Source organism: Paraburkholderia sp. FW306-2-2C-D06C, assembly GCF_058781505.1.
In genome coordinates, this window is record NZ_JBYSWU010000041.1 from 24,887 (window position 1) to 47,754 (window position 22,868).

A 22,868-nucleotide genomic window follows, 5' to 3' on the forward strand; every position below is an offset into this window, starting at 1 on the left:
GAGCTCAACAAGCGAGCTCAACAAGCGAGCTCAACAAGCGAAATTATCATGAGAAAAAACGGCCCCATCGCGTTGATTTTCCACGCGCTCGTCATTGCCTTCGTGCTCGCGCCGCTCGTGATCGTCGTGCTGGTGGCCTTCACGCCCGACGAAACACTGACGCTGCCCACGCACGGCGTATCGCTGCGCTGGTTCCGCGCGATCCTCAACTACCCCGATTTCATCTCGGCGTTCGTCAATAGCCTGAAGCTGGCGTTTGCCTCGGCGACGCTGTCCCTGATCGTCGCATTGCCCGCGGCGCTCGCGATCGGCCGTGCGCGCTTTCCGGGCCGCGGCTTCCTGAACGGCCTGCTGCTGTCGCCGCTGGTGATTCCCGGCCTCGTGCTCGGCATTGCGTTGCTGCGCTTCTTTGCGCTGATCGGCGCGACCGGTTCGTTTGCCTGGCTGGTGCTCGCGCACATGATCATCATCACGCCGTTCGTGATGCGGCTGGTGCTGGCTTCAGCCAGCGGCCTGGACCGCAGCGTCGAACATGCGGCGCACTCGCTCGGCGCCGATGCGTGGACCACGTTTCGCCGCATCACCTTCCCGATGATTCTGCCAGGCATTACCGGCGGCTGGCTGCTCGCCTTCATCAATAGTTTCGACGAACTGACGATGTCGATCTTCGTCACGTCGCCGCAAACCGTCACGCTGCCGGTCCGCATGTACATGTACGCGACCGAATCGATCGATCCGATGATGGCCTCGGTGTCCGCGCTGGTGATCTTCATCACCGCGGGCGCGATGCTGCTGCTCGATCGCGTGTACGGGCTCAACCGGATTCTGATCGGCCAGCACTGATGCCTTCTACTGCCCTCTCTCACATGCCGCCGAACCTGCCGTTGTCCGATGCCGCCGTGCCCAGGCGCGAGGCGCAATTCGTTCGCCTCGCCGAGACGCAGCGCGAACCGCTGAGCTTCTTTATCGACGGAAACGAAGCCACCGCGCTGCAAGGCGATACGGTGCTGACCGCCGTGTTAATGCAACAACGGCGCGTGCGCGAAAGCGAATTCAGCGGCGCGCCGCGCGCGGGTTTCTGCCTGATCGGCGCGTGCCAGGACTGCTGGATGCGCACCGAGGACGGCACGCGTTTGCGCGCTTGCTCCACGCCGGTTAGCGCGGGCATGCGCGTCGTCACGCAGCTCGCCGGGATTGCCGCGACCGTTGCCGCTGCCGCTGAAAACGGAGACCCACGATGAGCGACGAACGCCGTGCGGTGATCGTCGGCGCGGGACCGGCCGGCGTGCGCGCCGCCGAAACGCTCGTAGCGGCCGGCGTAAAACCGGTCGTGCTCGACGAAAACGCGCGCTGGGGCGGACAGATCTATCGGCAGCCGCCATTGCAAGGCAATTTCAAGCGCTCGAAGAAAGCCCTGTACGGTTTCGAGGCGCACAAAGCCGACGCATTGCACACGACGATGGCCACGCTGCTGCCGCATCTCGACTATCGCCCCGACACCCTCGCGTGGGCGTGCGAACCGGGCCGCCTCGACACATTGCACGCGGGACGCGAGATCAGCGTGCCGTACTCGCATCTGATCATTGCGAGCGGCGCGACCGATCGCGTGTTGCCGGTTCCCGGCTGGACGCTGCCCGGCGTCTACACGCTCGGCGCGGCACAGGTCGCGTTGAAGGCTCAGGGTTGTGCGATCGGTCAGCGTGTCGTACTGGCGGGTACGGGGCCGCTGTTGTACCTGGTCGCGTATCAATACGTGAAAGCTGGCGCGCAGGTGCTGGCCGTGCTCGACACGAGCCCGCTGTCGCAACAGATCGCCGCGGCGCCGAAGCTCGCGCGGCTGCCGTCGACGTTCGCCAAAGGCCTGTATTACGTCGGCTGGCTGACCCTGCGCGGCGTACGGATCGAACGCGATGTGATGTTGACCGGCATTCACGGCGAGCAAGGCGTCAATGCGATCGAATGGCGCGCGAATCGTGCCGGTGCAGGAACCAGGACCAGGACCGGAACCAGGACCGGGACCGGGACCGAAACGCTCGCATGCGACGCGGTCGGCATCAGCTTCGGCCTGAAGCCCGAAACACAGCTTGCCGATCTGGCCGGCTGCCGCTTCCGCTTCGACACGCAGAACCGTTGCTGGCTGCCCGAACTCGATGCAGCCGGCCGCAGTTCCGTACGCGGCCTCTATCTCGCCGGCGACGGCGCGGGCATCGCGGGCGCCGACGCCGCCGAACTCGCCGGCCGCCGCACCGCGCTGGCCTTGCTCGACGACCTCGGCATCGCGCATCCACGCGGCTCCGGCATGCGCGATGCGGCTTCGCTCGAACGCAGCCTGCAACGCATCGCCGTGTTTCGCGCGGGCATCGAAATTGCGTTCGCGCCGCCTGCGCATTGCGCGGCGCAATGGCCCGACGGCATGACCGTGTGCCGCTGCGAAGAAGTCGATGCGGGCACGTTGCGGCGCTGCATCCGCGCTGGCGAGGCGAACGAAATCAACCGGCTCAAGGCGCTCACCCGCGTCGGCATGGGCCGCTGCCAGGGACGCATGTGCGGCGAAGCGGCGCTGACGCTGCTCGCCGACGAAACCGGCCGCCCGCTCGAAGCCGTCGGGCGCTTGCGCAGCCAGCCGCCGGTCAAACCGATTCCGCTGTCGCCCGCGCTCTACGCCGACGGCGTCGCCGGGATTCCCGACGAGGCGCGCGATGAGTGACGCCCTGCACTACGACGTCGCGATTGCGGGCGGCGGTCTCGTCGGCGCATCGGCGGCATTGGCGCTGGCGCGGCGCGGCATGCGCGTCGGCCTGTTCGAGCGGCGCTATTGCGGCGCGCAAGCCAGCGGCGTGAACTACGGCGGCGTGCGCTGCCAGGGACGCCCGGTCGAACAGATGCCGCTCGCGATGCGCGCGCGGCGCGTCTGGGACCGCTTGCCGGAACTGATCGGCATCGACGGCGAGTTTGTCGTGTCGGGGCATTTGCGGCTCGCGCGCAGCGAGTCCGATCTCGCCGCGCTCGAAGCATGGGCCGACATGGCGCGCGATCACGGACTGCACGTGCAGTTGATAAGCGGCGCGGCGTTCCGCCAGCGCTATCCGTGGCTGGGCGCAGCCGCGATCGGCGGCTCGCTGTGTGCAAGCGACGGCCATGCGAATCCGCGTCTCGTGTCGCCCGCGTTTGCGCGTGCCGCGCGAGCCGCAGGCGCCGACGTGCGCGAGCAAAGCGAACTGACCGGCATCCATCACGACGGCACGCGCTTTCAATTGCGCGCCGGCGATGCGCGCATCAGCGCTGACTGGCTGATCAACTCGGCCGGCGCGTGGGCCAACACGGTGGCGGGTGACTTCGGCGAAACGGTGCCGATGAAACCCATCTATCCGAACATGTGGGTCACCGAACCGCTGCCGCTCTTCATCACGCACAACCTGGGCGTGTATGGCGGCGGTATCTACGCGCGGCAAGTGGCGCGCGGCAATTGCGTGATCGGCGGCGGACGCGGACATGGCGACGGCGAATATGGTCAGCCGTCGACGCAAACGACCCGCGCCGTGATGCGCGACGCGTGCGCGTTGCTGCCCGCGCTGCGCGATGCGTTGCTGATCCGCACGTGGAGCGGTGTCGAAGGCAGTACGCCCGACAGCAATCCGATCATCGGCGCGAGCCGCACGGTGCCGCGTCTGTTGCATGCGTTCGGATTTTCGGGCGGCGGTTTTCTGCTCGCGCCGGGCGTCGGCGAAATCCTCGCCGACCTCGTCGTCGACGGTGCGACTGCGACTCCGCTCGACGCTTTCTCGATCGACCGCTTCGCTGCCGTTCCTACTTCGTCCGTCACCTAGTTGCCCTTTATTTGCCGCTTATTTGCTGCTTATTTGCCGCTTATTTGCTCTTTATTTGCCAGCCATTGCCCTTTAGCCGAAACTCAGGAGCCCCTCAATGAAACTGTTCAGAACGATCGCTGCGCTAGCTGCGTTGTGTGCGTTCGGCGCAGCCGCGCCGGCGTGGTCGCAGACCAAAACCATCTACATCGGCATGAACGGCGGCCCGATGGAAAAGGCCTATACGAGCCAGGTGCTGCCCGACTTCGAGAAAGCCAACAACGTGAAAGTGGTCGTGGTGCCGGGCACCTCGTCGGACATTCTCGCCAAGCTGCTCGCCAATAAAGCCAATCCGCAGATTCACGTGGTGTTTCTCGACGACGGCGTGATGGCGCGCGCGGTCAGCATGGGCGTGTGCAAGAAGCTCGACGATGCGCCGGTGCTCAAAGAACTGTATCCGTTCGCGCGCATGAAGGACGACATGGGCGCGGGCGTGCAACTCGGTATGACCGGTATCGCGTACAACAAGAAACTGTTCGCTGAAAAAGGCTGGGCGCCGCCGACCTCATGGATGGATTTCGCCGATCCGAAGTACAAGGGCAAAGTGGTGTTTCAGTCCGCTTCGAGCAGCACCTTCGGTCTGCACGGCTTTCTCGCAATCAACCGTTTGATGGGCGGCAGCGAGCAGAACGTCGAACCCGCCTTCACGAAGTGGGCGAGCACGGTCGGCCCGAACGTCGTCGAGTACGTGCCGAATTCGGCGAAGATTTCCGAAATGGTGCAGACCGGCGAAGCGGGTCTCTTCCCGCTGACGCCGACCGCCGTCGGCGATTTGCAGGACAAGGGCATTCCGGTCGGGTATGTGAACCCGAAGGAAGGTCCGGTGTTGCTGCTGGTCGATCTGTGCGTGGTGAATAACGACCCGGACCCGCTACTGGCGCAGAAACTCGCGCAGTTCCTGTTGTCCGCGCCGGTTCAGACGAAAGCCGCCGAGGCCGGCAAGCAGATTCCGACCAACCGTCTCGCGAAGATGACGCCGCCGATGCAGCAAAGCCTCGGCAACGTCGAAGATCTGGTGCGTAAGGTGACCGTGGTGGATTGGGACACGATCAATGCGCATCGCGCGCAGTGGGATACGCGCTGGAACCGGCAGATCGAGCGTTAAGCCTTCCTGGCTGTAACGACCCGCGCGCCTTGTTTGCTGCGAGGCGCGCGCGTTTTCATTGGAGCCGCCGCCGAACTCAGCGCGGGCACCGAACCGGTTGGACCCGGCATGCTTTACCTCCGATCGTCAAGCTGCTATCCGCATACGCCGAGGTCTACGACGTGCGGGTCTGGCGCGCTTCGTAGGTCTTCAGATGACTATAGGCGATGCGTAACAACGACAGCCCGTGTTCGCCCTTCTGCGCGTCGCCGCCGCGCGAGATCAGGTCGCCGAGAATATGATCCGCCTCGGTATGCGAATGGTTTTCGACGTCGCGCAGCATCGAAGCCGTCAACGGCGAAGGCGTGAAGAGCGTCTGGGTCGCCCGTCCGTCGAAGTCGGAGCCCATCGTGAAGCCGTTGTGTTCGGCGACTGCCCGGCACTCGCCGAGCAGAATTTCGATGATGCGCTTGCCGTCCGGCGCGGCCAGAATCTCGCCCACCGAGCCGCGCATCAAGCACGTGCTGGCCGCCAGTGCAGCGAGGAACACCCACTTTTCCCACATGCGCAGCAGGATGTTGTCGCTGACCACCACGTCGAAATTCGCACCGGTCATCGCGTCGGCGATCGCTTGCACGCGTTCCGATGTGCCGCCTTCCAGTTCGCCGAATGTGATCGCGTGCATCTCGTTCAGATGCACGACCTGCTGTGCGGCGTTGAGCGTGGCGGCGATCACGCACTGACCGCCCAATACGCGCGATGCGCCGAACTTTTCCGTCAGCACGTCGATATGGCGCATACCGTTGAGCATCGGCAGAATCAGCGTCGATTCGCCGGCCAGCGGCGCGAACGAGTCGATCGCGTCGTCGAGACTGTAGGCTTTGCAACCCAGCAGCACCAGGTCGAACGGCTCCGCGCTGACACCGGCGAGTATCGTTTTGGGCTCGCGCAGCGTGAGATCGCCGCGCACGCTGTGGATCACGAGACCGTCACGCTGGAGTTTCTCCGCGCGACCGGGGCGCACCAGGAAGGTCACGTCCTGGCCGGCTGCCGCGAGACGTCCGCCGAAGTAGCCGCCCACGGCGCCCGCACCCACTACTAGAATTCGCATCTTTCGCCTCTCCGATAGATTGGGTCACGCGTTCCGCGCTGCCAGGCGCGCCTCGCGCGCCGTGTACGCAGTGCCTGTGAAGAATGTAGCAAAGATTGAAGATCCGCATCGGGGCGCGAGTGCCGGACCGGCTTGCTGCAATGCACCGCGGCATACGTCAGACCAATATCAGACCCATGTCGGATCGATGGCGGCGCCCGTGCGGTCTCCTACGATCTCCCGCGATCTCCTGCCCGATGCAAAGAACGATCAACGAGCCGGCAGCGTGCCGCACACCGTGTCCTCGTAAAGCGCGAGCATTCCGGGCACCTCCACGGCCACACAGACCTTGCACGCCGGCCGGCCATCCCAGGCTGGCGCGGGCACCGGCATCGCCGACGGCTTCTGGATGGTTTGGCCTGCCGCAATGCCGTCCGTCAGCACGCGCACGGGACCGCTGCGGGTCGTATAAAGATGCGGCGCGAGCACATACGCCACCGCCGACGAATCGTGCACGTAAATTCCCGCGAGATGCGCGCTTTGCTCGTGAAAGGCTTCGTAGTGCCGCGACACGTCCCACACGAAACGCCCCGCCTCGCCGCCGCGATCGCGGATCGAGGCGAGATAGTCGTGACTCATGATGGTTCGCTGCGTGACGTCGAGCCCCACGATCGCCACCGGCCATGGTGCGCCGAACACGATATCGGCGGCGTCGGGGTCGCCGAGAATATTCGCTTCCGCGGCGGGTGTCACGTTGCCCAGCACGCCATCCGTGCCGAACGCGCCGCCCATGATGACCACCTGCTTGACGAGCTCAGCGATCTGCGGATCTTCGGCGAGCGCCAAGGCAAGGTTCGTCAGCGGGCCGACCGCGATCAGCGTGACTTCGCCGGGATGGGCGCGCACGGTGTCGATGATGAAACGGTGCGCGGAGCGTGTCTCGACAACGGCTTCGTGAGGCGTGCCGAGCGCGATGTTGCCGAGGCCGTTGTCGCCGTGGATCCACGCCAGCGGCTCGGGCGCCGCGCGTTTGAGCGGCGCTGCGGCGCCCTGCGCGACCGGCACGTGCGGCGCAAAACGCGCGGTCAGAAACCGCGCGTTGCGCGTCGTGGTCTCGATCGTGGCATTGCCGAATACGCTCGTGAGACCAAGCAGTTCGATGTCAGGATGCAGCGCCTGAAAAACCAGCGCCATTGCATCGTCCACACCGGGATCGGTGTCGTAGATAACCTTGTGCTTGCTCATAGATAGAACGCGTCCGGCAGTTGTTCGCGCGCGGTGGTGTCGCGCGTGGCGCCGCGCAGATTGCCGAGGCGGATCGGCAATTCAGGGCCGCCGAGTTCGATGATCACCTGGCGGCACGCGCCGCACGGCGCGATGGGGCCATCCGTGTCGCCGATCACGGCGAGCGCGGCGAACTGGTCGCGCTGATAGCCCGCGGCGATGGCGCTGAAAAACGCCGTACGTTCCGCACAATTGCACAGTCCGTACGAAGCATTCTCGACGTTGCAGCCGTCGAACACGTGGCCGTCTCTCGTCAGCAGCGCAGCGCCGACCTTGAATTTCGAATACGGCGCGTAGGCTTTTTCCCGGGCCACGCCCGCGCGTTCCAGCAGTTGTTCCATGTTCATGCAGCGGTCCTCGATTCAATTGAGCGTAACGAACATGCCCGCAATCGTAGCGCTCATCAGGTTCGAGAGCGTCGCGGCGAGCACGACACGCAGGCCGTAGCGCGCGACTTCGGCACGGCGCTCCGGCGCGACGGCGCTGAAGCCGCCCGTCAGCACCGCGATCGACGCGAAGTTCGCGAAGCCGCACAACGCAAACGACAGAATGGCAATGGTACGCGGATCGAGCGCCCGCAGGCCGGCCGCGCTCACGCTCGCGGCGTCTTTCAGGTACGGCGACAGCGACGCATAGGCAACGAACTCGTTGAGAATGATCTTCTGCCCGAGAAAATTGCCGGCCAGTGCAGCCTCGTTCCACGGCACGCCGATCAGATACGCGAGCGGCGCGAACACGGCGCCGAGAACCGATTGCATCGACAGTTGCGGGTGGCCGAACCAGCCGCCGATACCGCCCACAACGCCGTTCAGCAAGGCGATCAGTCCGACGAACGCGATCAGCATCGCGCCCACCATCACGGCGATTTTCAGGCCGACCGTCGCGCCGGAACTCGCGGCTTCGATGACGTTGGCGGGACGCTTCTCCTCGAAGTTGAGGTTATCGAGCTGCACGCGGCTCGGTTCGGTCGACGGGTGGATGATCTTCGCGAACAGCAGGCCGCCGGGCACGGCCATGAACGATGCAGCGAGCAGATAGTCGACCCGCACGCCGAGGCCTGCATAGCCCGCGAGCACCGACCCGGCAATCGCCGCCATGCCGCTCGACATCACCGCGAACAGTTCGGCGCCGGTCATGTCGCGCGCGAACGGCTTGACCACGGCAGGCATTTCGCTTTGGCCGAGAAAGATCGTGGTGACCGCGGAAAACGATTCGAGCTTCGATACGCCCAGCAGCTTCTGGAACAGTGTGCCGAGCACGATCACGATCCAGCGCATGATGCCGAGGTAGTACAGCACGGAGATCAGCGCGGTGACGAAAATGATGGCCGGCAGCACACGCACGGCGAAAATGAAACCGCCGTCGCCGAAGACCTGGAACATCCTGGATTGCACGAGGCCGCCGAACAGGAACTCGATGCCCGCATTGCCATAGCCGAGCACGTGATTGACGCCGGACGCAGCGGCCGCGAGGATCGTCTTGCCGATCGGCACGAACAGAATGAACGCCCCGATGCCGATTTGCGCGAGCAGCGCCGTGCTTACAGTTCGTAAGCGGATAGCGCGGCGGTTGGTGGAGAAGATGAATGCGATGAGCAGCAGAACGGCGATGCCGAGCAGGTTTCGAGCGATCAGGGCCATGTCTCTCTGTGTTCTTGTGAAAGTGGCAACGATGCTAAACGAAACCGATGCTGGAGAAAAAATATTAATGGAAGCTCGACGTCGATTTGCTGATAAAACCTCGTGAGTCATGCAACGCGCATTGGGGCGGCGAAGGGTCGGCAAATTGGCGGCAAAGCGCGTGGCTTGCACGGAGCCGATATGTTCGTCGGCTCCGTGCAAATGACGGCAACACGGCAACGCGCCCGCTCCCGCCCGCGCCGCCACGCTCAGATCAGTTCCAACGCCAGCGCAATCCCCTGCCCGCCGCCGATGCACAGCGTAACGATGCCGCGCTTCAGGCCGTCGCGGCGCAGCGAATGAAGCAGCCGCGTAGTGAGCACCGCGCCGGTTGCGCCAATCGGATGACCGTGCGCGATTGCGCCGCCTTGCACGTTGATCAGCTCGTCCGCGATGCCGAGTTTGCGCGCCACCGCGATCGGCACGGCAGCGAAGGCTTCGTTGATCTCGAAGCGCTCGACATCACCCAACTGCCAGCCGGCGCGCGCCAGCGCCAGTTGCACGGCTGGCACCGGACCGAGACCGAACATGCCTGGCTCCACTGCCGCGACGCCATAGGCCACCAGCCGTGCGAACGGTTCGATGCCGCGCGCTTCGGCGAATCCGCGCTCGGCGACCAGCATCGCCGCCGCGCCGCTGTTCAATCCCGGTGCGTTGCCCGCGGTGATCGTGCCGTCGGGACGAAACGCCGGACGCAGATTGGCCAGCGTTTCGACGGTCGTGTCCGGGCGCGGTTGTTCATCGCTCGTGAAACGCTGCGGGCCTTTGCGTCCCTGCGTTTCCACGGCGACCAGCTCGGCATTGAAGTCGCCGCGCGCCTGCGCCGCGGCAAAGCGTTGTTGCGAACGCGCGGCCCAGCGGTCCTGTGTTTCGCGCGCGATGTCGAATTGCGCCACGAGGTCTTCGGTATGCCAGCCGGAATGCTCGCCGGAAAACGCGTCGTTCAGGCCGTCGCGCAGCAGGCTGTCATGGATTTGCGCGTTGCCCATCCGGTAGCCCCAGCGGCTGCCGTCGAGCAGATACGGTGCACGGTCCATATTTTCCATGCCGCCCGCCACGGCCGCGTCGCCGAAACCCAGCCAGATTTCCTGCGCCGCCGACGCAATCGCCTGGGCGCCCGAGCCGCATACGCGGTTGACGGTCAGCGCCGGCACGGCCACCGGCACGCCGCCGCCGATCGACGCCTGGCGCGCCGGATTCATCTTGTTGCCGGCCTGAATCACGTTGCCCATCACCACCGACGCCAACGCCGCCGCATCGAGACCGCTGCGATGCAGCGTCTCGCGCACCGCGATCGCGCCGAGTCCGGTTGCGGGCACATCTTTCAGCGCTCCGCCGAACGCGCCGATCGGCGTTCTCACCGGATTGCAGATCACCACTTCTCGCGTACTCATTGTTTCTCTCCAGTTGGACTACGACTGCGTTTTGCCACTGCATTTACCGCTGCTTTTACCGCTGCTTTTATCGCTGCATTTACCGCGGCATTTGACGCCCGTGCATCAGTTCGCCGACGCGGCCGTGACCGTGTCAGGCACATCCCAGCCGCCACCCAGCGACCGGTACAACGCGACGGCCGCGAGCGCGTGCTCGCGTTTGGCCTGGTTCAACGATTCCGCGTCACGCAGATACGCTTCCTGAGCGGCCAGCACATCGAGGAAACTCGACGCGCCGCCCTTGTACAGCTCGCTCGACAGACCCAGCGCGTGATTCGATGCATCGAGCGCGCCGCCCAGGCGCTCCACCTGCACCGCGCCATTCACCAGATCGCTGCGGTTGTCCTCGATTTCCTTGAGCGCTTGCAACATGGTTTGCTGCAAACCGAGTTGCGATTCGCGCATACGGCTCTCGCTCGCGTCGATGTTCGCGGTGATGCGGCCGGCGTTGAAAATCGGACTCGCCGCGCTCAATGCCGCGCTGAACAGGTTGTCGGTGAGCGTCGGCAAGCCGAGATACGACGACGCCAGCAGGCCGTCGGCGAGATTGAGCTTGAACTGCGGATAGCGCTGCGCCTTCGACACGCCCACTTCCGCCGCGCGCTGTTCGACAGTGGCATACGCATTGCGGACGTCGGGACGCTGCAGCAGTGCTTCGGATGGCAGCGTCTGCGGCACGCTTTGCGCGGGCACCGGAATCTCGCGTGCATTCGCGAGCAGCAAGTTGTCGACGCTTTCCGGCGTGCGCCCCGAATACACCGCGATCAGACTCAACTGATGCTGCACGATCGATTGCACGCGCGGAATCTGCGCCTGCAAATCCTGCAACTGATTCTGCGCGCGGGAAACGTCGAGTTGCGTCGACAGCCCGAAATGCAAACGCTCCTGCGTGAGCTTCAACGCACGAGCGCGGATCTGCTCGTTGTCGCTGAGAATCTGCAATTGCGACTGTGCCCAGCGCAGATCGATATAAGCCGCCGCCGTGTTCGCCGCGAGCGCGAGACGCAGCTGATTCAGGGCCGCCTGACGGCCCGACACCTGCGCCTGCGCCGCGAGCACCGCGAGACGCTCGCCGCCGAAGACGTCCGGCGTCCAGCTCGCCGTCACGCCAACCCCGGCCTCACGCACATAACCGAGCGGCGGCGGCGTGTTCTGGCGTGCGTCGGAAGCGGTGGCGCCGGCGTTCAGTTCGGGCAACAACGCAGCGCGAGTCTGCGTCGTCAGGTCCTGCGCCTGCTTTACGCGCTCCACCGCCGCCTGCACGTCGAGATTGCCGGTCAGCACCGATTCGACCAGTTGATGCATCACCGGGTCGCCGAATTGCGTCCACCAGGTGCGCGCGGTCACACTGTCTTGCGGCGCGTCGACGTTCCATGCGTCCGGCGCGACGGTTTGCACCGTGCGCGGCAGGTCCGCGTGCGTGGCCGGTTGCACCGCGCACGCGGCAAGGCTGAGCAGGGCCGCGCTCGCCAGCGCTTTCATAACGATCGATTTCATGCGGGTTCCTCAATGAGCGTCAGGGGGCGGCGCGGTGTTGCCGAACGGTCGGGAAAACGCCACGCTGAGCAAACCGACCACAAAACACAGCGACAACGCGAAAAAAGTGTCGGAAAAAGTCAGAACCAGCGCTTCGCGCATCAACAATGCATGCAAGGCACCGAGGCCCGCGTTCGCCGCATTGAGCGCATCGCCGCCGACTGCCGCGAAATGCGCGCTCTGCTGCCGCAAAATCGATTCGACAATTGGACGGCCGGCGCTCACATGCTCGTCGAGCCGCTCGTAATGCAGGTTCAGGCGATCGTTGAGCATCGTGCTGCTGACGGCGATGCCGATCGCGCCGCCGAGATTGCGCATCAGGTTGAACAGCCCGCTTGCCGAGCGCAGCCGCGACGGCGGCAGCGAGCCGAGCGCCATCGTCACGATCGGCGGAATGCAGAACTGCTGGCCGATGCCGCGCAGCGCCTGCGGAATCAGCAGCTCCTGCCAGCCCCATTGATTCGTCAACGGCACATACAGATAACAGCCGACGCCGAACAGCACGAGCCCGGCTATCATCAGCAAGCGCAGGTCGATAACACGGGCCAGCGTCGAATAGGCAGCCAGCGCCAGCAGCTGAAAGCAGCCGACCGACAGCAAGGCCAAACCGATCTGCAACGAATCGAAGCCACGCACGCGCGACAGAAATACCGGCGTCAGAAACACCGCGCAGAAAATCCCGATTCCGGTGATGAACGACAGCAAGCTGCCGATGCCGAAGTTGCGAATCGCCAGCGCGCGCAAATCGACGATCGGCTCTTTCGCCGTGAACGCATGCACGATGAACAGAAAGCCGCAGATCGCCGAGACCCATGTGCACAGAATGATCACGTCGTCGCCGAACCAGTTCTTGCGCGGGCCTTCTTCCAGCACGTATTCGAGGCAGCCGAGGAAACCGGACATCAGCAGAATGCCGAGGTAATCGCCTTTTTTCAGCAGCGAAAGATCGACCTCGTCGATATGAACGTACTTCGGCACCATCAGCGTGACGGCGAGGCCCGGCACCAGGTTCAGATAGAACAGCCAGTGCCACGACCATTGCGACGTGATCCAGCCGCCGATGACCGGACCGACGGTCGGCGCGAGCGACGCCAGCGCGCCGATGGTGGTGGACGCGATCAGCCGCTGTTTGCCGGGGAACAGCACGAACGCGGTGGTGAACACGGTTGGAATCATCGCGGCGCCGAGCGCGCCTTGCAGGCCGCGGAACAGGATCATCGAGTTGATGTCCCACGCGAGGCCGCACAGCATGCTGGTGATCGTGAAGCCGAGCGCGGAGAACGCGAACAGCCAGCGCGTCGAGAACACGCGCGTGAGCCAGCCGGACATCGGAATCACCAGAATTTCGGCGATCAGATACGACGTCTGTACCCACGAGAGTTCGTCCTGACTCGCGGACAAGCCTCCGCCGATATCTTTGAGCGACGACGCAACGATCTGGATATCGAGCGTCGCCATGAAAAAGCCGAGGCACATCAGCGCAAACGCGAAGACTTTGGTGCGCGTCGGCTGATCCGCGGGATTGACGGGATGGGAGGGATGGGCGTGGCTCATGATCGTTATCCGCGGGCCGGTACGTTGTTCGTGTCGACATGGACCTTCACCGTCGCCGACAAACCGGGGCGCAGCACGCCTTGCATGTCTTGCGGCACGGTCAGACGCACCCGCACCGGCACCCGCTGCACGATCTTCGTGAAGTTGCCGGTGGCGTTTTCCGCGGGCAGCACGCTGAAGGTCGCGCCGGTCGCGGGTGCCAGGCTCTCCACCACGCCGCGAATCCGTTTGCTCGACGCATCGAGATCCACATCGACGCTGTCGCCGACGCGCATCTTCTTCAACTGGTCTTCCTTGAAGTTGGCGTCGATCCACAATCCGTTCGACGGCACCACCGTGAGCAGCGAAACGCCGGTATTCGCCAGCAGGCCGACGCGCGCGGTGCGATTGCCGACATAGCCGTCGATCGGCGAACGTATCGTCGTGTACTCGACATTCAAAGCCGCGACGCGCTGCGCGGCCTGCGCGGTTGCGATGCGCGCCAGGGCGTCGCCGATCTGCGCGTCGAGCACGGCGATCTGGCGTTGCGCTGCGGTCAATGCCGCGCTGCTGCGGTCCACCGCGGCATGTGCCTTGGTCAGATCGGCCTCGGCCCGTTCGACGACCTGGCTCGATACCGCATCGTCTTTCACCAGCTCGCGATAGCGCGTCTGATCGGCCGCGCTACGCGTCAACTCGGCGCCCGAGGCGCGGACCTCGGCGGCCTGCTCGTTGATGGTGGCGAGCTGCAAGGATTTCTTCGCCTGCAATTCGATGACCGCGGCTTGCGCGCTCTGCACTTCGGCGGTGGCTTGCGCGAGGCGGGCGTCATAGTCGCGCTCGTCGAGCCGGATCAGCACCTGGTTCGCGCGCACGAACTGGTTGTCGCGCACCAGCACATCAGTCACGAAACCATTCACCTTCGGCGCCATGACCGTGACGTCGCCGCCGACATACGCATCGTCGGTGGTTTCGACAAAGCGGCCGGCGATAAACCAGTACGACGCGGCGATCGCCAGCACGGCGAGCACCGTGAGGATCGCCAGCAGCATCCATGGAATACGCCGTGCGGCTTTGGCGGCAGTGGCCGCGCTGGGCGGTGCAAGAGTCGAGGGTGTAGTGGACATGATTAAATGTGCGTATGCACTGGTTAGGCTGAAAAAAACGGCGCGGTTCTGCTGCGCCGGCCCTGCTCCGCTGGCTGCGGGCTTCAGACGGAATCTCGTGTCATCGCGAACAGTTCGCCGCGCAATGCTGCCGCGCGTTGCTCGCCGAAACGGTGCTCGAATTCGGCTTGTGCCGCATACCAATGTTCGCGTCCCGCCTTGAGCCGCGCTTCACCTGCGGCAGTGAGCGAAATCGACAATGCCCGCACGTCCTGGCCGAGCGTTTCGCTCGACACCAGCCCGTGGCGCCGCAGCGGCTGGATCGTGCGGACCAGCGTGGTGCGCTGCATGCGCATGGCTTCGGCCAGTTGCCTCATCGTCATCGAACCCTCACGCCTTAAGCGCCCCAACAGCGAGTACTGCGTGATCGTGAGGCCGACATGCGCAAGATGGCGGTCGTAAATCTGCGATACGTAGCGCGCGGCCTGACGGATCGCAAAGCAGTCGTCGTCGAGTATGCCTTTCATTGCCGCGCTTCCTTTTTTAAAAGTGCGTATGCACACAACAAGACGTACTGAAGCTCGCCGGAACGAGCTTGTGCGCCTTTTAGCCTGTGATGCTGAACAACTCGGAGCGCAGCGCTTTCGCGCGCGCGTGGCCGAACTTTTCTTCGAACTCGTCCTGCGCGGCCCGCCAGGCGATGGCCGCCTGGTCGAAGGTCGTTTCGCCCTTTTCCGTGAGACTGAACAGATACGTGCGGCCGTCGTGCTCAGCCGCTTCGGCGCTCAGCAGACCGTCGCGCTGCAAAGGTTTCAACGCGCGGACCAGCGTAGTGCGCTCCATCACCATGGCGTCCGCGAGGTCCGCCATCGGCGTATTGGGCGTGCGCGCCAGCTTCGCGAGGATGGTGAACTGCGCGGCCGTCAGCCCGACCTGGCCGAGATGGCGTTCGTAGATCTGCGTGACGTGCCGCGCCGCCTGGCGCAGCGCGAAACAGTTGCATTCGTCGTAAGAGAGAGGGCGGTTCATGCTGTGCAGTCTATATGTGCATACGCACAGAGTCAAGTTTTTTGTGAATTCGCGCATGTGGGCGGCGGCGAAGTCTTGACTCAGGAGAGACGCCGGCCGGCGTATCGGAACACGAACTTGCTGGAGAACTGGAAGACCGGGGGATTACCCGGGAACTACAACTGCAACTACAACGCCTACAACGCCAGCACCGTCACCCCCACCTCCACCCGATGCGCCCCGCCGCCAAGAATCATCCCGCGTAGCAGCGACACATCGCTGTAATCGCGCCCGATCGCGAGCGTCACGTGATCCATATCGGCGAGCACGTCGTTAGTCGGATCGAGATCGATCCAGCCGCTGCCTGGACAATACACAGACACCCACGCATGCGACGCATCCGCCCCGATCAACCGCGGCTGCCCTGGCGGCGGATCGTTACGCAGATAACCGCTCACATACCGCGCCGGCAAACCCAGCGAGCGCAGGCAGCCAATCATCACCTGCGCGAAATCCTGGCACACGCCGCTCTTCAACTCGAAGGCGCGGTCGGCGGGCGTATCGAACATCGTCGCGGAGGGTTTGTATTCGAAGTCTTCGTGAATCCGGTGCATCAAATCGATCGCACCCGCCGCGATCGGCGTGCCCGGTGGAAAGCTGGACAACGCATAGTCGCGCAGCGACGGCCGCGGCACGATATTCGGCGACGCGAAACAGAATTCGGTTTCACGCCGGAATTGGCCGCCGACGCGAAAGCGCAGCGCGTCCGCCACGTCTTCCCATTCGGGTGTCGCGAGCGGATCGAGGTCGGTCCAGCGCGGCGTGAGCGCCACCGTCGTTTCGCTCACCAGTTGCAGGCGTTCGTGCGGAGCGTCCAGAGCGAAGTACAGCACGTCGTTGCCGAATGCATCGATACGGCTATTCAGATACGACGGCTCCGGCTCGATCCGCTCGCTATGCGACACCACGCGCTGCCACGCGCACACGATCGGCCGGATCGTCGCGAGATGCTGTGCGGTCTCGACGTAGGTCGAGTAGTGATAGGTGGTGCGATGCGATACGGACAATACGGTTTGCGCGCTCTTCATGACCACACCTGCGATGCAACGGTACTCGCGTGACTGAAATAGCGCGCGCTGATCTCATGCGCCGCCGCGGCGACAAAGCCGCCGACCTGATCGCAGACCGCGATCTGGTCGGCGTAGGCGCCGTCTTCGTCGGTCGCACACAGACGTTCGAGCGTCGGCAACGATCCGGCGGGCGGCATCAGGTCCGCGAACGGACGATGCCGCATGCTGCCCGCCGCCACCGCAATCTCGTCGAGCTTCTTGCGCAGGCGCTCATAGACGCCATACAGGGCGCGCGGATTGGTCGGCTCGATGACCAGCAGATCGAGCAAGGCAGGCACTTCGAAGCGGCCCGGATAGAGCGCGCGATACGTCAGCGTGCTGTCGAACAGCTGCAACAGCAGATCGAAGCCGGCGGGCGTGGCGAGCCGGCCCTTGTCGGCGACCACGCGCAGAATCGACGTCATCGCCGCTACGCGTTCGATGTGCCGCCCCGCGAACAGCAGGCGCCAGGCTTCGTCGCGCGTCATGCGGTCGCCTTGCGCGCCGCTGATCGCCGACAGTTGCACCGACAGGCGCTCGAGCGCACTCATCAGCGTCACGCGGTCATAACGGTCGATGCGCTCGATGCGCTCAGCGCGGCCGTTGCCTTGCGCTCCATTGCCGTTCGAGCCCGTAGCCGGCAGCAGTTCCTGCAACGCATCGCGGAAGTCGTTACGCGCCGCGAGAATCGTGCGCCAGTGATCGTTCGACAGACGCCCACGCACCTCGCCATTCGAACGCGCTTGCCACGCGAGGTTCTGGCCGATGCTCGCGGGGCCGGTGGCCTCGCTCAGGTTCGCGACCAGCGCACGCTCGAACGCTTGCGGCGAGTTCGGCGAAAACATGTCGCCGGCCTGCACGAGACCGCAGTGGACGGCGAGCTCGACCAGCGTGGGAAACATCGCGTCGGCATCGTTGCCTTCCAGCGAGTCGAGAATCAGCCGCAGGAGCCGCACGTTGTTTTCGGAGCGTTCGCCGTAGCGTCCGGCCCAGAAGAGATTTTCCGCCGCCCGGCTCGACACGGTCCGATGCTTGCGCGCGAGGTCCGCGGGTTGCATCGGCGAAGGCAGCAGCGTGAAGGTCGAAGTGGGCTGGCTCGACAGCACCCACGTATCGACGCTGCTGCCGCCGTACTGCATCGAGACGGTCGCCTGGCGTTCGGCGGCCATCCGCGTGAAGCCGCCGGGCATCACATGCCAGCCGCCGTTGAAATCGGCGATCGCGTACACGCGCAACACCGAGGGGCGGCGGCCAAGCGTGCCCTCTTCGTAGCGCGGCGTGCACGAAAAGCGCAGCGGCTGCTGGATCGTGAAGGTGTCGGGCATGGCTTCGATGCGATCGCGCCACGCCGCGAGCCGCTGCCTGCCCTGCTCGACGCCGGGCGGCGCGTCGCGCGGCGCGACCGGCCACGTCGGCACGACGAACGCTTCGTCCAGACGCGCGAAGGCGTGCTCGCGCGCCGCATCTTCGCCGCACCACCAGGTCGGCACGCTCGGCAACACGAGATCTTCGTCGAGCAGGACCTCCGCAATGCCCGGCAAAAAACCATGCAAAGCCGGCGATTCGACGAAGCCCGAGCCCGGCACATTCGAGACGATCACGTTGCCCGCGCGCATCACCTGCAACAGACCGGGCACGCCGATGGTGGAATCGGCGCGCAATTCGACCGGGTCGCAGAACGCATCGTCCAGACGGCGCAATACGACGTGCACGCGTTCGAGACCGGCGAGCGTCTTCAGATACAGCATGTCGTCGCGCACCGTCAGGTCCTTGCCTTCGACCAGCGTGACGCCGAGATAACGCGCGAGAAACACGTGCTCGAAGTAGGTTTCGCTAAACGGCCCCGGCGTGAGCAACGCGATATGCGGCGAAGTATCTTTTGCCGCTGAGTCGTGCCGCATGGTGGCCTGCGCCGCCTGCGCGAGCGTCGCGATCAGTTGCGAATAGGTCGGCGCGAGGCGGCTCACGTGCATCGTGCGGAACGGGTCGGCGAACAGGCTCGACACGATCAGCCGGTTCTCGAGCGCATAGCCGAGGCCGGACGGCGCCTCGGTGCGGTGCGCCATCACGGTCCACTCGCCGCTCGGCGGGCGCGCCAGATCGAGCGCGACCACTTGCAGGTACTGGCCGCCCGGCGGCGTGTAGCCCTTCACCGAACGCAGATAGCCCGGATGCCCGAACACCAGCGCGGGCGGCAACTGCCCGCGCTGAAGCAGGGTCTGCGGCCCGTAGATATCGGCGACGATCGCATTGAGCAGATGCGCGCGCTGCGTCACGCCCCGCTCGATATGCGCCCACTCGGCCTCGCTGATCAGGAACGGCAGCAGGCCGAGCGCCCAGGCCCGCGGCACGCCGTTGTCCGCGTAGACGTTGTAGCTGATGTCGTTGTCGCGGACCTGCTGCGTGACCGAAGCACAGTTGTGGTCCAGCCGCGCGATACCGTCTTCGCCGAGCCGCTCGAAAAATTGCCGCCACGGCTCGCGCAGCGCGCCCGACACGTCGCGCAACTCGTCCCAGTGTCCTTCGTAGGCCGGCAACAGCCGCAGCAGGGATGAAGCGTCCGCGCGCGCCGCGGACGCTTCGAAGGGAAAAGTCGATTGAAAGGCCAAGATCGTGTCGGTTTAAAGTTCTGCTGCGTTTTACCAGTAGCGCAAGTCCAACGTGAACGGAAACTCGAGGCTGCGCTGCGGCGTGTCCACCGCGAGCGGCCCCGGCGTATGCCCGGACGCGAAGAAGCGTGAGCGCCGCCGGCTTTCCGCCTCGTAGGCGTTAACCGGGAAGGTCTCGTAATTGCGCCCACCCGGATGTGCGACATGATACTGGCATCCGCCCACCGAACGGCCACTCCATGTATCGACCAGATCGAAAGTGAGCGGCGCGTCCACACCGATGGTGGGATGCAGCGCCGAGGGCTGCGACCACGCGCGAAACCGCACGCCGGCCACATACTCGCTGACGCGGCCGGTCGGCTGCAACGGCACCGGCACGCCGTTGACGGCCAGTACATGGCGGTTGCCGTTCAAGCCGAGCGCGTGCACTTCGAGCCGTTCCACCGACGAATCCACGTACCGCACCGTCCCGCCCGCCGAGCCCTCCTCGCCCATCACGTGCCACGGTTCGAGCGCGTTGCGGATGGTCAGCGCGACGCCGTTTACCGTCGCCTCGCCGACCAGCGGGAAACGGAACTCGAAGTGCGGCGCGAACCAGCTGCTGTCGAACGCAAAACCGGCCTCATTCAATTCGCCCAGCACATCGTCGAAATCCATCTTCACGAAGGTGCCGAGCAGGAACCGGTCGTGCAGCTCGGTGCCCCAGCGCGTGAGCTGCTGCGTGTACGGCGTGTGCCAGAAACGCGCCACCAGCGCGCGCAGCAACAACTGCTGCACGAGACTCATGCGCGCATGCGGCGGCATTTCGAAGCCGCGCAATTCCAGCAGGCCGAGGCGGCCGGTCGGGCCATCCGGCGAATACAGCTTGTCGATGCAGAACTCGGCGCGGTGCGTGTTGCCGGTCACGTCGATCAGGATGTTGCGCAGCGACCGGTCGATCATCCAGGCCGGCAAACTCGCGCTTTCGCGCCCGCCGAGCAGGTCGATCTGCCGCTGCAATTCGCGGAACGCCACCTCCAGCTCGTAGACCTGGTCGTTACGCGCCTCGTCGACGCGCGGCGCCTGGCTGGTCGGCCCGATAAAGAGCCCTGAGAACAGATACGACAGCGACGGATGGTTGTGCCAGTACGCGATCAAACTGGCGAGCAGATCGGGACGGCGCAGGAACGGACTGTCGGCCGGCGTCGCGCCGCCGAGCACGAAGTGATTGCCGCCGCCGGTCCCCGTATGCCGGCCGTCGGTCATGAACTTCTCGGTGCTCAGATAGGTTTCATGCGCCGACTGATACAGATACTCGGTGTGACTGACCAGTTGGTCCCAGCTCGACGCCGGGTGAATGTTCACCTCGATCACGCCCGGGTCCGGCGTCACCTGCAACACTTTCAGGCGCGGGTCGCGCGGCGGCGGGTAGCCTTCGACAATCACCTGCATCCGCAACTCGGCAGCCGTCGCCTCGATTGCGGCGAGCAGCTCGAGATAGTCGTCGAGTTCGGTGAGCGGCGGCATGAACACATGCAGCAGCTTGTCGCCGCTGCCGAACGCCTCGGTCTCCGCTTTGGGACCGGCGGCACGTTTCGGGTCGCGCGCTTCGACGCAGATCGCCGTGCGAATCGTCTCCTTCGACGACTCTCCGCGGGCGGGCGCCCGCTGCGGGTCCGGCGCGTAGGCCAACGCGCCGCTGCCCGGCATGCCGCTCAGCAAGTCCGCCGCCGAAGACGACAACGCAGCCGCATTGCGCGCGTCGGCGGCGGTCATGTTGCGGGATTCGCCTTCGTACTGCATCCGCAATTGCACGGCCGAGCGCAACGGCGCCGGGGGCGCAAACGGATCGTGGGCGTGCTGATACGGATAGTCGGTCTTCGACACCCACGGCAATGAGTCGAGCGGCAGGCGATAGCCCATCGGCGAGTCGCCGGGGATCAGGTACATGCGTTCGTCGCGCAGGAACCAGCGGCCCGTGACCCATGTCGGCGGCTGATGCGGCACGTCGCGTTCACGGGCGAGCGGCAGCACGTAGCCGGTGGCGCTCGTCAAACCGGCGTCGAACACGCGCCGCAAGCGCGCACGCTCCATTTCGTCGTCCAGACGCGCATCGAACGGGTCCACGTTGACCGGCAGACGGCGCTCGCGCCACAGGTAGTACCAGGCGTCCTCGAAACCGGCGTGGATGCACTCCTCGTCGAGCGACAGCTTGCCTGCCAGATGCGCGAGGAAACGCTGTGCGTCCTCGGCGGTGTAGGCGCCCGGCGCGCGTTCGTCGGCAAACAGCGACGGGTCTTGCCAGCACGGCTCGCCGTCGGCGCGCCAGTAGAGCGACATCGCCCAGCGCGGCAGCTGCTCGCCCGGATACCACTTGCCCTGGCCGATATGCAGAAAGCCGTTCGCGCCGTAACGCGCGCGCAGCTTGTCCATCAGCGCCACCGCATAGCCGCGCTTGGTGGGGCCGAGCGCGTCGGTGTTCCATTCGGCGGCGTCGCGGTCGCGCACCGACACGAAGGTCGGCTCGCCGCCCATCGTCAGGCGCACGTCCATCTCGCCCAGCTGCTGGTCGACCTGCGCGCCCATTTGCAAGACGTCGCTCCACACCTCTTCGCTGTACGGCTTGGTGACGCGCGGCGTCTCGAGCACGCGCTCGATCGACATGATGTGCTCGAACTCGACTTCGGATTCGTCGACCGCGCCGGAGATCGGCGCCGCGCTGCCGGGTTCCGGCGTGCAGGCGACCGGAATGTGCCCTTCACCGGCAAGCAGGCCGGAGGTCGGATCGAAGCCGATCCAGCCGGCGCCCGGCAAGTACACCTCGCACCAGGCGTGCAGATCGGTGAAGTCGACTTCGGTGCCGCTCGGGCCGTCGATGGACTTGGTATCGGGCGCGAGCTGCAATAGATAGCCGGACACGAAACGCGCCGCCAAACCCAGTTGCCGCAAAGTCTCGACCAGCAGCCAGCCCGAATCGCGGCACGAACCCGACGCATGGGTCAGCGTTTCTTCGGGCGTCTGCACGCCCGGCTCCATGCGGATCAGATAGCGGATTTCACGCTGCAAGCGTTGATTCAGTTCGACGAGGAAGTCGGCGGTGCGCTTGGGCGTCCGGTCGATACTCGCGACAAAATCGGCGAAGCGCGGCGTCGGGGTGCGTTTGACGAGGTATGGCGCGAGTTCCTGCGCGAGGCCCGGCGCATACTCGAAGGGGAATTGCTCGGCGGACGGTTCGAGAAAGAAGTCGAACGGGTTGTAGACCGCCATCTCGGCGACCAGATCCACGGTCACCTTGAATTCGCGTGTCTTCTCGGGAAACACGAGACGCGCCTGATAATTGGCGAACGCGTCCTGCTGCCAGTTGATGAAGTGCTCGGCCGGTTCGACCCGCATCGAATACGACAGAATCGGGGTCCGGCAATGGGGCGCAGGCCGCAGACGCACGACCTGAGGCGACAGTGCAACCAGCCTGTCGTAGCGATAATGTGTGACATGATTCAACGCGACGCGTATGGACACACTGGACTCCTGGGACAAGGGATGGCAGCCCGC

18 protein-coding genes are annotated in these 22,868 nt (G+C 65.0%); 5 read left to right on the plus strand and 13 right to left on the minus strand.

Features of this window, described 5'->3' with window-relative positions; all coding sequences use genetic code 11:
• The first annotated feature begins 48 nt into the window (after positions 1-48).
• The 5 genes from AC3WLT_RS26105 to AC3WLT_RS26125 all read left to right on the plus strand — a co-directional run bounded on the left by AC3WLT_RS26105 (position 49) and on the right by AC3WLT_RS26125 (position 4,971).
• Complete coding sequence (locus tag AC3WLT_RS26105) at positions 49-843, plus strand: ABC transporter permease (protein WP_492594567.1); 795 nt, start codon at positions 49-51, stop codon at positions 841-843.
• 23 nt (positions 844-866) lie between these two features.
• Positions 867-1,241 carry a (2Fe-2S)-binding protein gene (locus tag AC3WLT_RS26110; RefSeq protein ID WP_492594606.1) on the plus strand — a complete coding sequence of 125 codons (375 nt, stop codon included), beginning with the start codon at positions 867-869 and terminating at the stop codon, positions 1,239-1,241.
• On the plus strand, positions 1,238-2,707 hold the full coding sequence (locus AC3WLT_RS26115) for an FAD/NAD(P)-dependent oxidoreductase (RefSeq protein WP_492594568.1): 1,470 nt from the start codon (positions 1,238-1,240) through the stop codon (positions 2,705-2,707). Before AC3WLT_RS26110 ends, AC3WLT_RS26115 begins: the two co-directional genes overlap by 4 nt.
• Entirely contained in the window at positions 2,700-3,827 is a 1,128-nt protein-coding gene (locus AC3WLT_RS26120) for an NAD(P)/FAD-dependent oxidoreductase (protein ID WP_492594569.1), read from the plus strand. The genes AC3WLT_RS26115 and AC3WLT_RS26120 overlap by 8 nt, the downstream gene beginning before the upstream one ends.
• A 97-nt stretch (positions 3,828-3,924) precedes the next feature.
• A complete protein-coding gene (locus AC3WLT_RS26125; RefSeq protein WP_492594570.1) occupies positions 3,925-4,971 on the plus strand; it encodes an ABC transporter substrate-binding protein in 1,047 nt (348 codons plus the stop codon).
• Positions 4,972-5,125: 154 nt separating this feature from the next.
• Here the strand turns inward: AC3WLT_RS26125 and panE are convergent, their stop codons facing one another.
• The 13 genes from panE to AC3WLT_RS26190 form a co-directional block, all read right to left on the minus strand.
• Positions 5,126-6,061, minus strand: coding sequence for a 2-dehydropantoate 2-reductase (gene panE, locus AC3WLT_RS26130; protein WP_492594571.1), 936 nt, complete (start codon positions 6,059-6,061; stop codon positions 5,126-5,128).
• Between the two features lie 249 nt (positions 6,062-6,310).
• Positions 6,311-7,285: a nucleoside hydrolase gene (locus AC3WLT_RS26135; RefSeq protein WP_492594572.1), complete on the minus strand. Its 975-nt coding sequence runs from the start codon at positions 7,283-7,285 to the stop codon at positions 6,311-6,313.
• Positions 7,282-7,671 carry a cytidine deaminase gene (locus tag AC3WLT_RS26140; RefSeq protein ID WP_492594573.1) on the minus strand — a complete coding sequence of 130 codons (390 nt, stop codon included), beginning with the start codon at positions 7,669-7,671 and terminating at the stop codon, positions 7,282-7,284. The genes AC3WLT_RS26135 and AC3WLT_RS26140 overlap by 4 nt, the downstream gene beginning before the upstream one ends.
• A gap of 15 nt (positions 7,672-7,686) precedes the next feature.
• On the minus strand, positions 7,687-8,964 hold the full coding sequence (locus tag AC3WLT_RS26145) for a NupC/NupG family nucleoside CNT transporter (RefSeq protein ID WP_492594574.1): 1,278 nt from the start codon (positions 8,962-8,964) through the stop codon (positions 7,687-7,689).
• A gap of 248 nt (positions 8,965-9,212) precedes the next feature.
• Positions 9,213-10,397 (minus strand): thiolase family protein, encoded by a 1,185-nt coding sequence (locus AC3WLT_RS26150; RefSeq protein ID WP_492594575.1) that lies wholly within the window; start codon positions 10,395-10,397, stop codon positions 9,213-9,215.
• Between the two features lie 105 nt (positions 10,398-10,502).
• Entirely contained in the window at positions 10,503-11,933 is a 1,431-nt protein-coding gene (locus AC3WLT_RS26155) for an efflux transporter outer membrane subunit (RefSeq protein ID WP_492594576.1), read from the minus strand.
• Positions 11,934-11,942: 9 nt separating this feature from the next.
• On the minus strand, positions 11,943-13,526 hold the full coding sequence (locus AC3WLT_RS26160; RefSeq protein ID WP_492594577.1) for a DHA2 family efflux MFS transporter permease subunit: 1,584 nt from the start codon (positions 13,524-13,526) through the stop codon (positions 11,943-11,945).
• A 5-nt stretch (positions 13,527-13,531) separates the two neighbouring features.
• Positions 13,532-14,632, minus strand: coding sequence for an HlyD family secretion protein (locus AC3WLT_RS26165; RefSeq protein WP_492594578.1), 1,101 nt, complete (start codon positions 14,630-14,632; stop codon positions 13,532-13,534).
• Between the two features lie 83 nt (positions 14,633-14,715).
• Entirely contained in the window at positions 14,716-15,138 is a 423-nt protein-coding gene (locus AC3WLT_RS26170) for a MarR family winged helix-turn-helix transcriptional regulator (RefSeq protein WP_492594579.1), read from the minus strand.
• 79 nt (positions 15,139-15,217) lie between these two features.
• The gene (locus AC3WLT_RS26175) at positions 15,218-15,640 is read right to left on the minus strand and encodes a MarR family winged helix-turn-helix transcriptional regulator (protein WP_492594580.1); all 423 of its coding nucleotides are present in this window, start codon (positions 15,638-15,640) and stop codon (positions 15,218-15,220) included.
• 176 nt (positions 15,641-15,816) lie between these two features.
• Complete coding sequence (locus AC3WLT_RS26180) at positions 15,817-16,707, minus strand: transglutaminase family protein (RefSeq protein ID WP_492594581.1); 891 nt, start codon at positions 16,705-16,707, stop codon at positions 15,817-15,819.
• Positions 16,704-19,337 (minus strand): circularly permuted type 2 ATP-grasp protein, encoded by a 2,634-nt coding sequence (locus AC3WLT_RS26185; RefSeq protein WP_492594582.1) that lies wholly within the window; start codon positions 19,335-19,337, stop codon positions 16,704-16,706. The genes AC3WLT_RS26180 and AC3WLT_RS26185 overlap by 4 nt, the downstream gene beginning before the upstream one ends.
• A gap of 30 nt (positions 19,338-19,367) precedes the next feature.
• Positions 19,368-22,835: a transglutaminase family protein gene (locus AC3WLT_RS26190; RefSeq protein ID WP_492594583.1), complete on the minus strand. Its 3,468-nt coding sequence runs from the start codon at positions 22,833-22,835 to the stop codon at positions 19,368-19,370.
• Between the last annotated feature and the right edge of the window lie 33 nt (positions 22,836-22,868).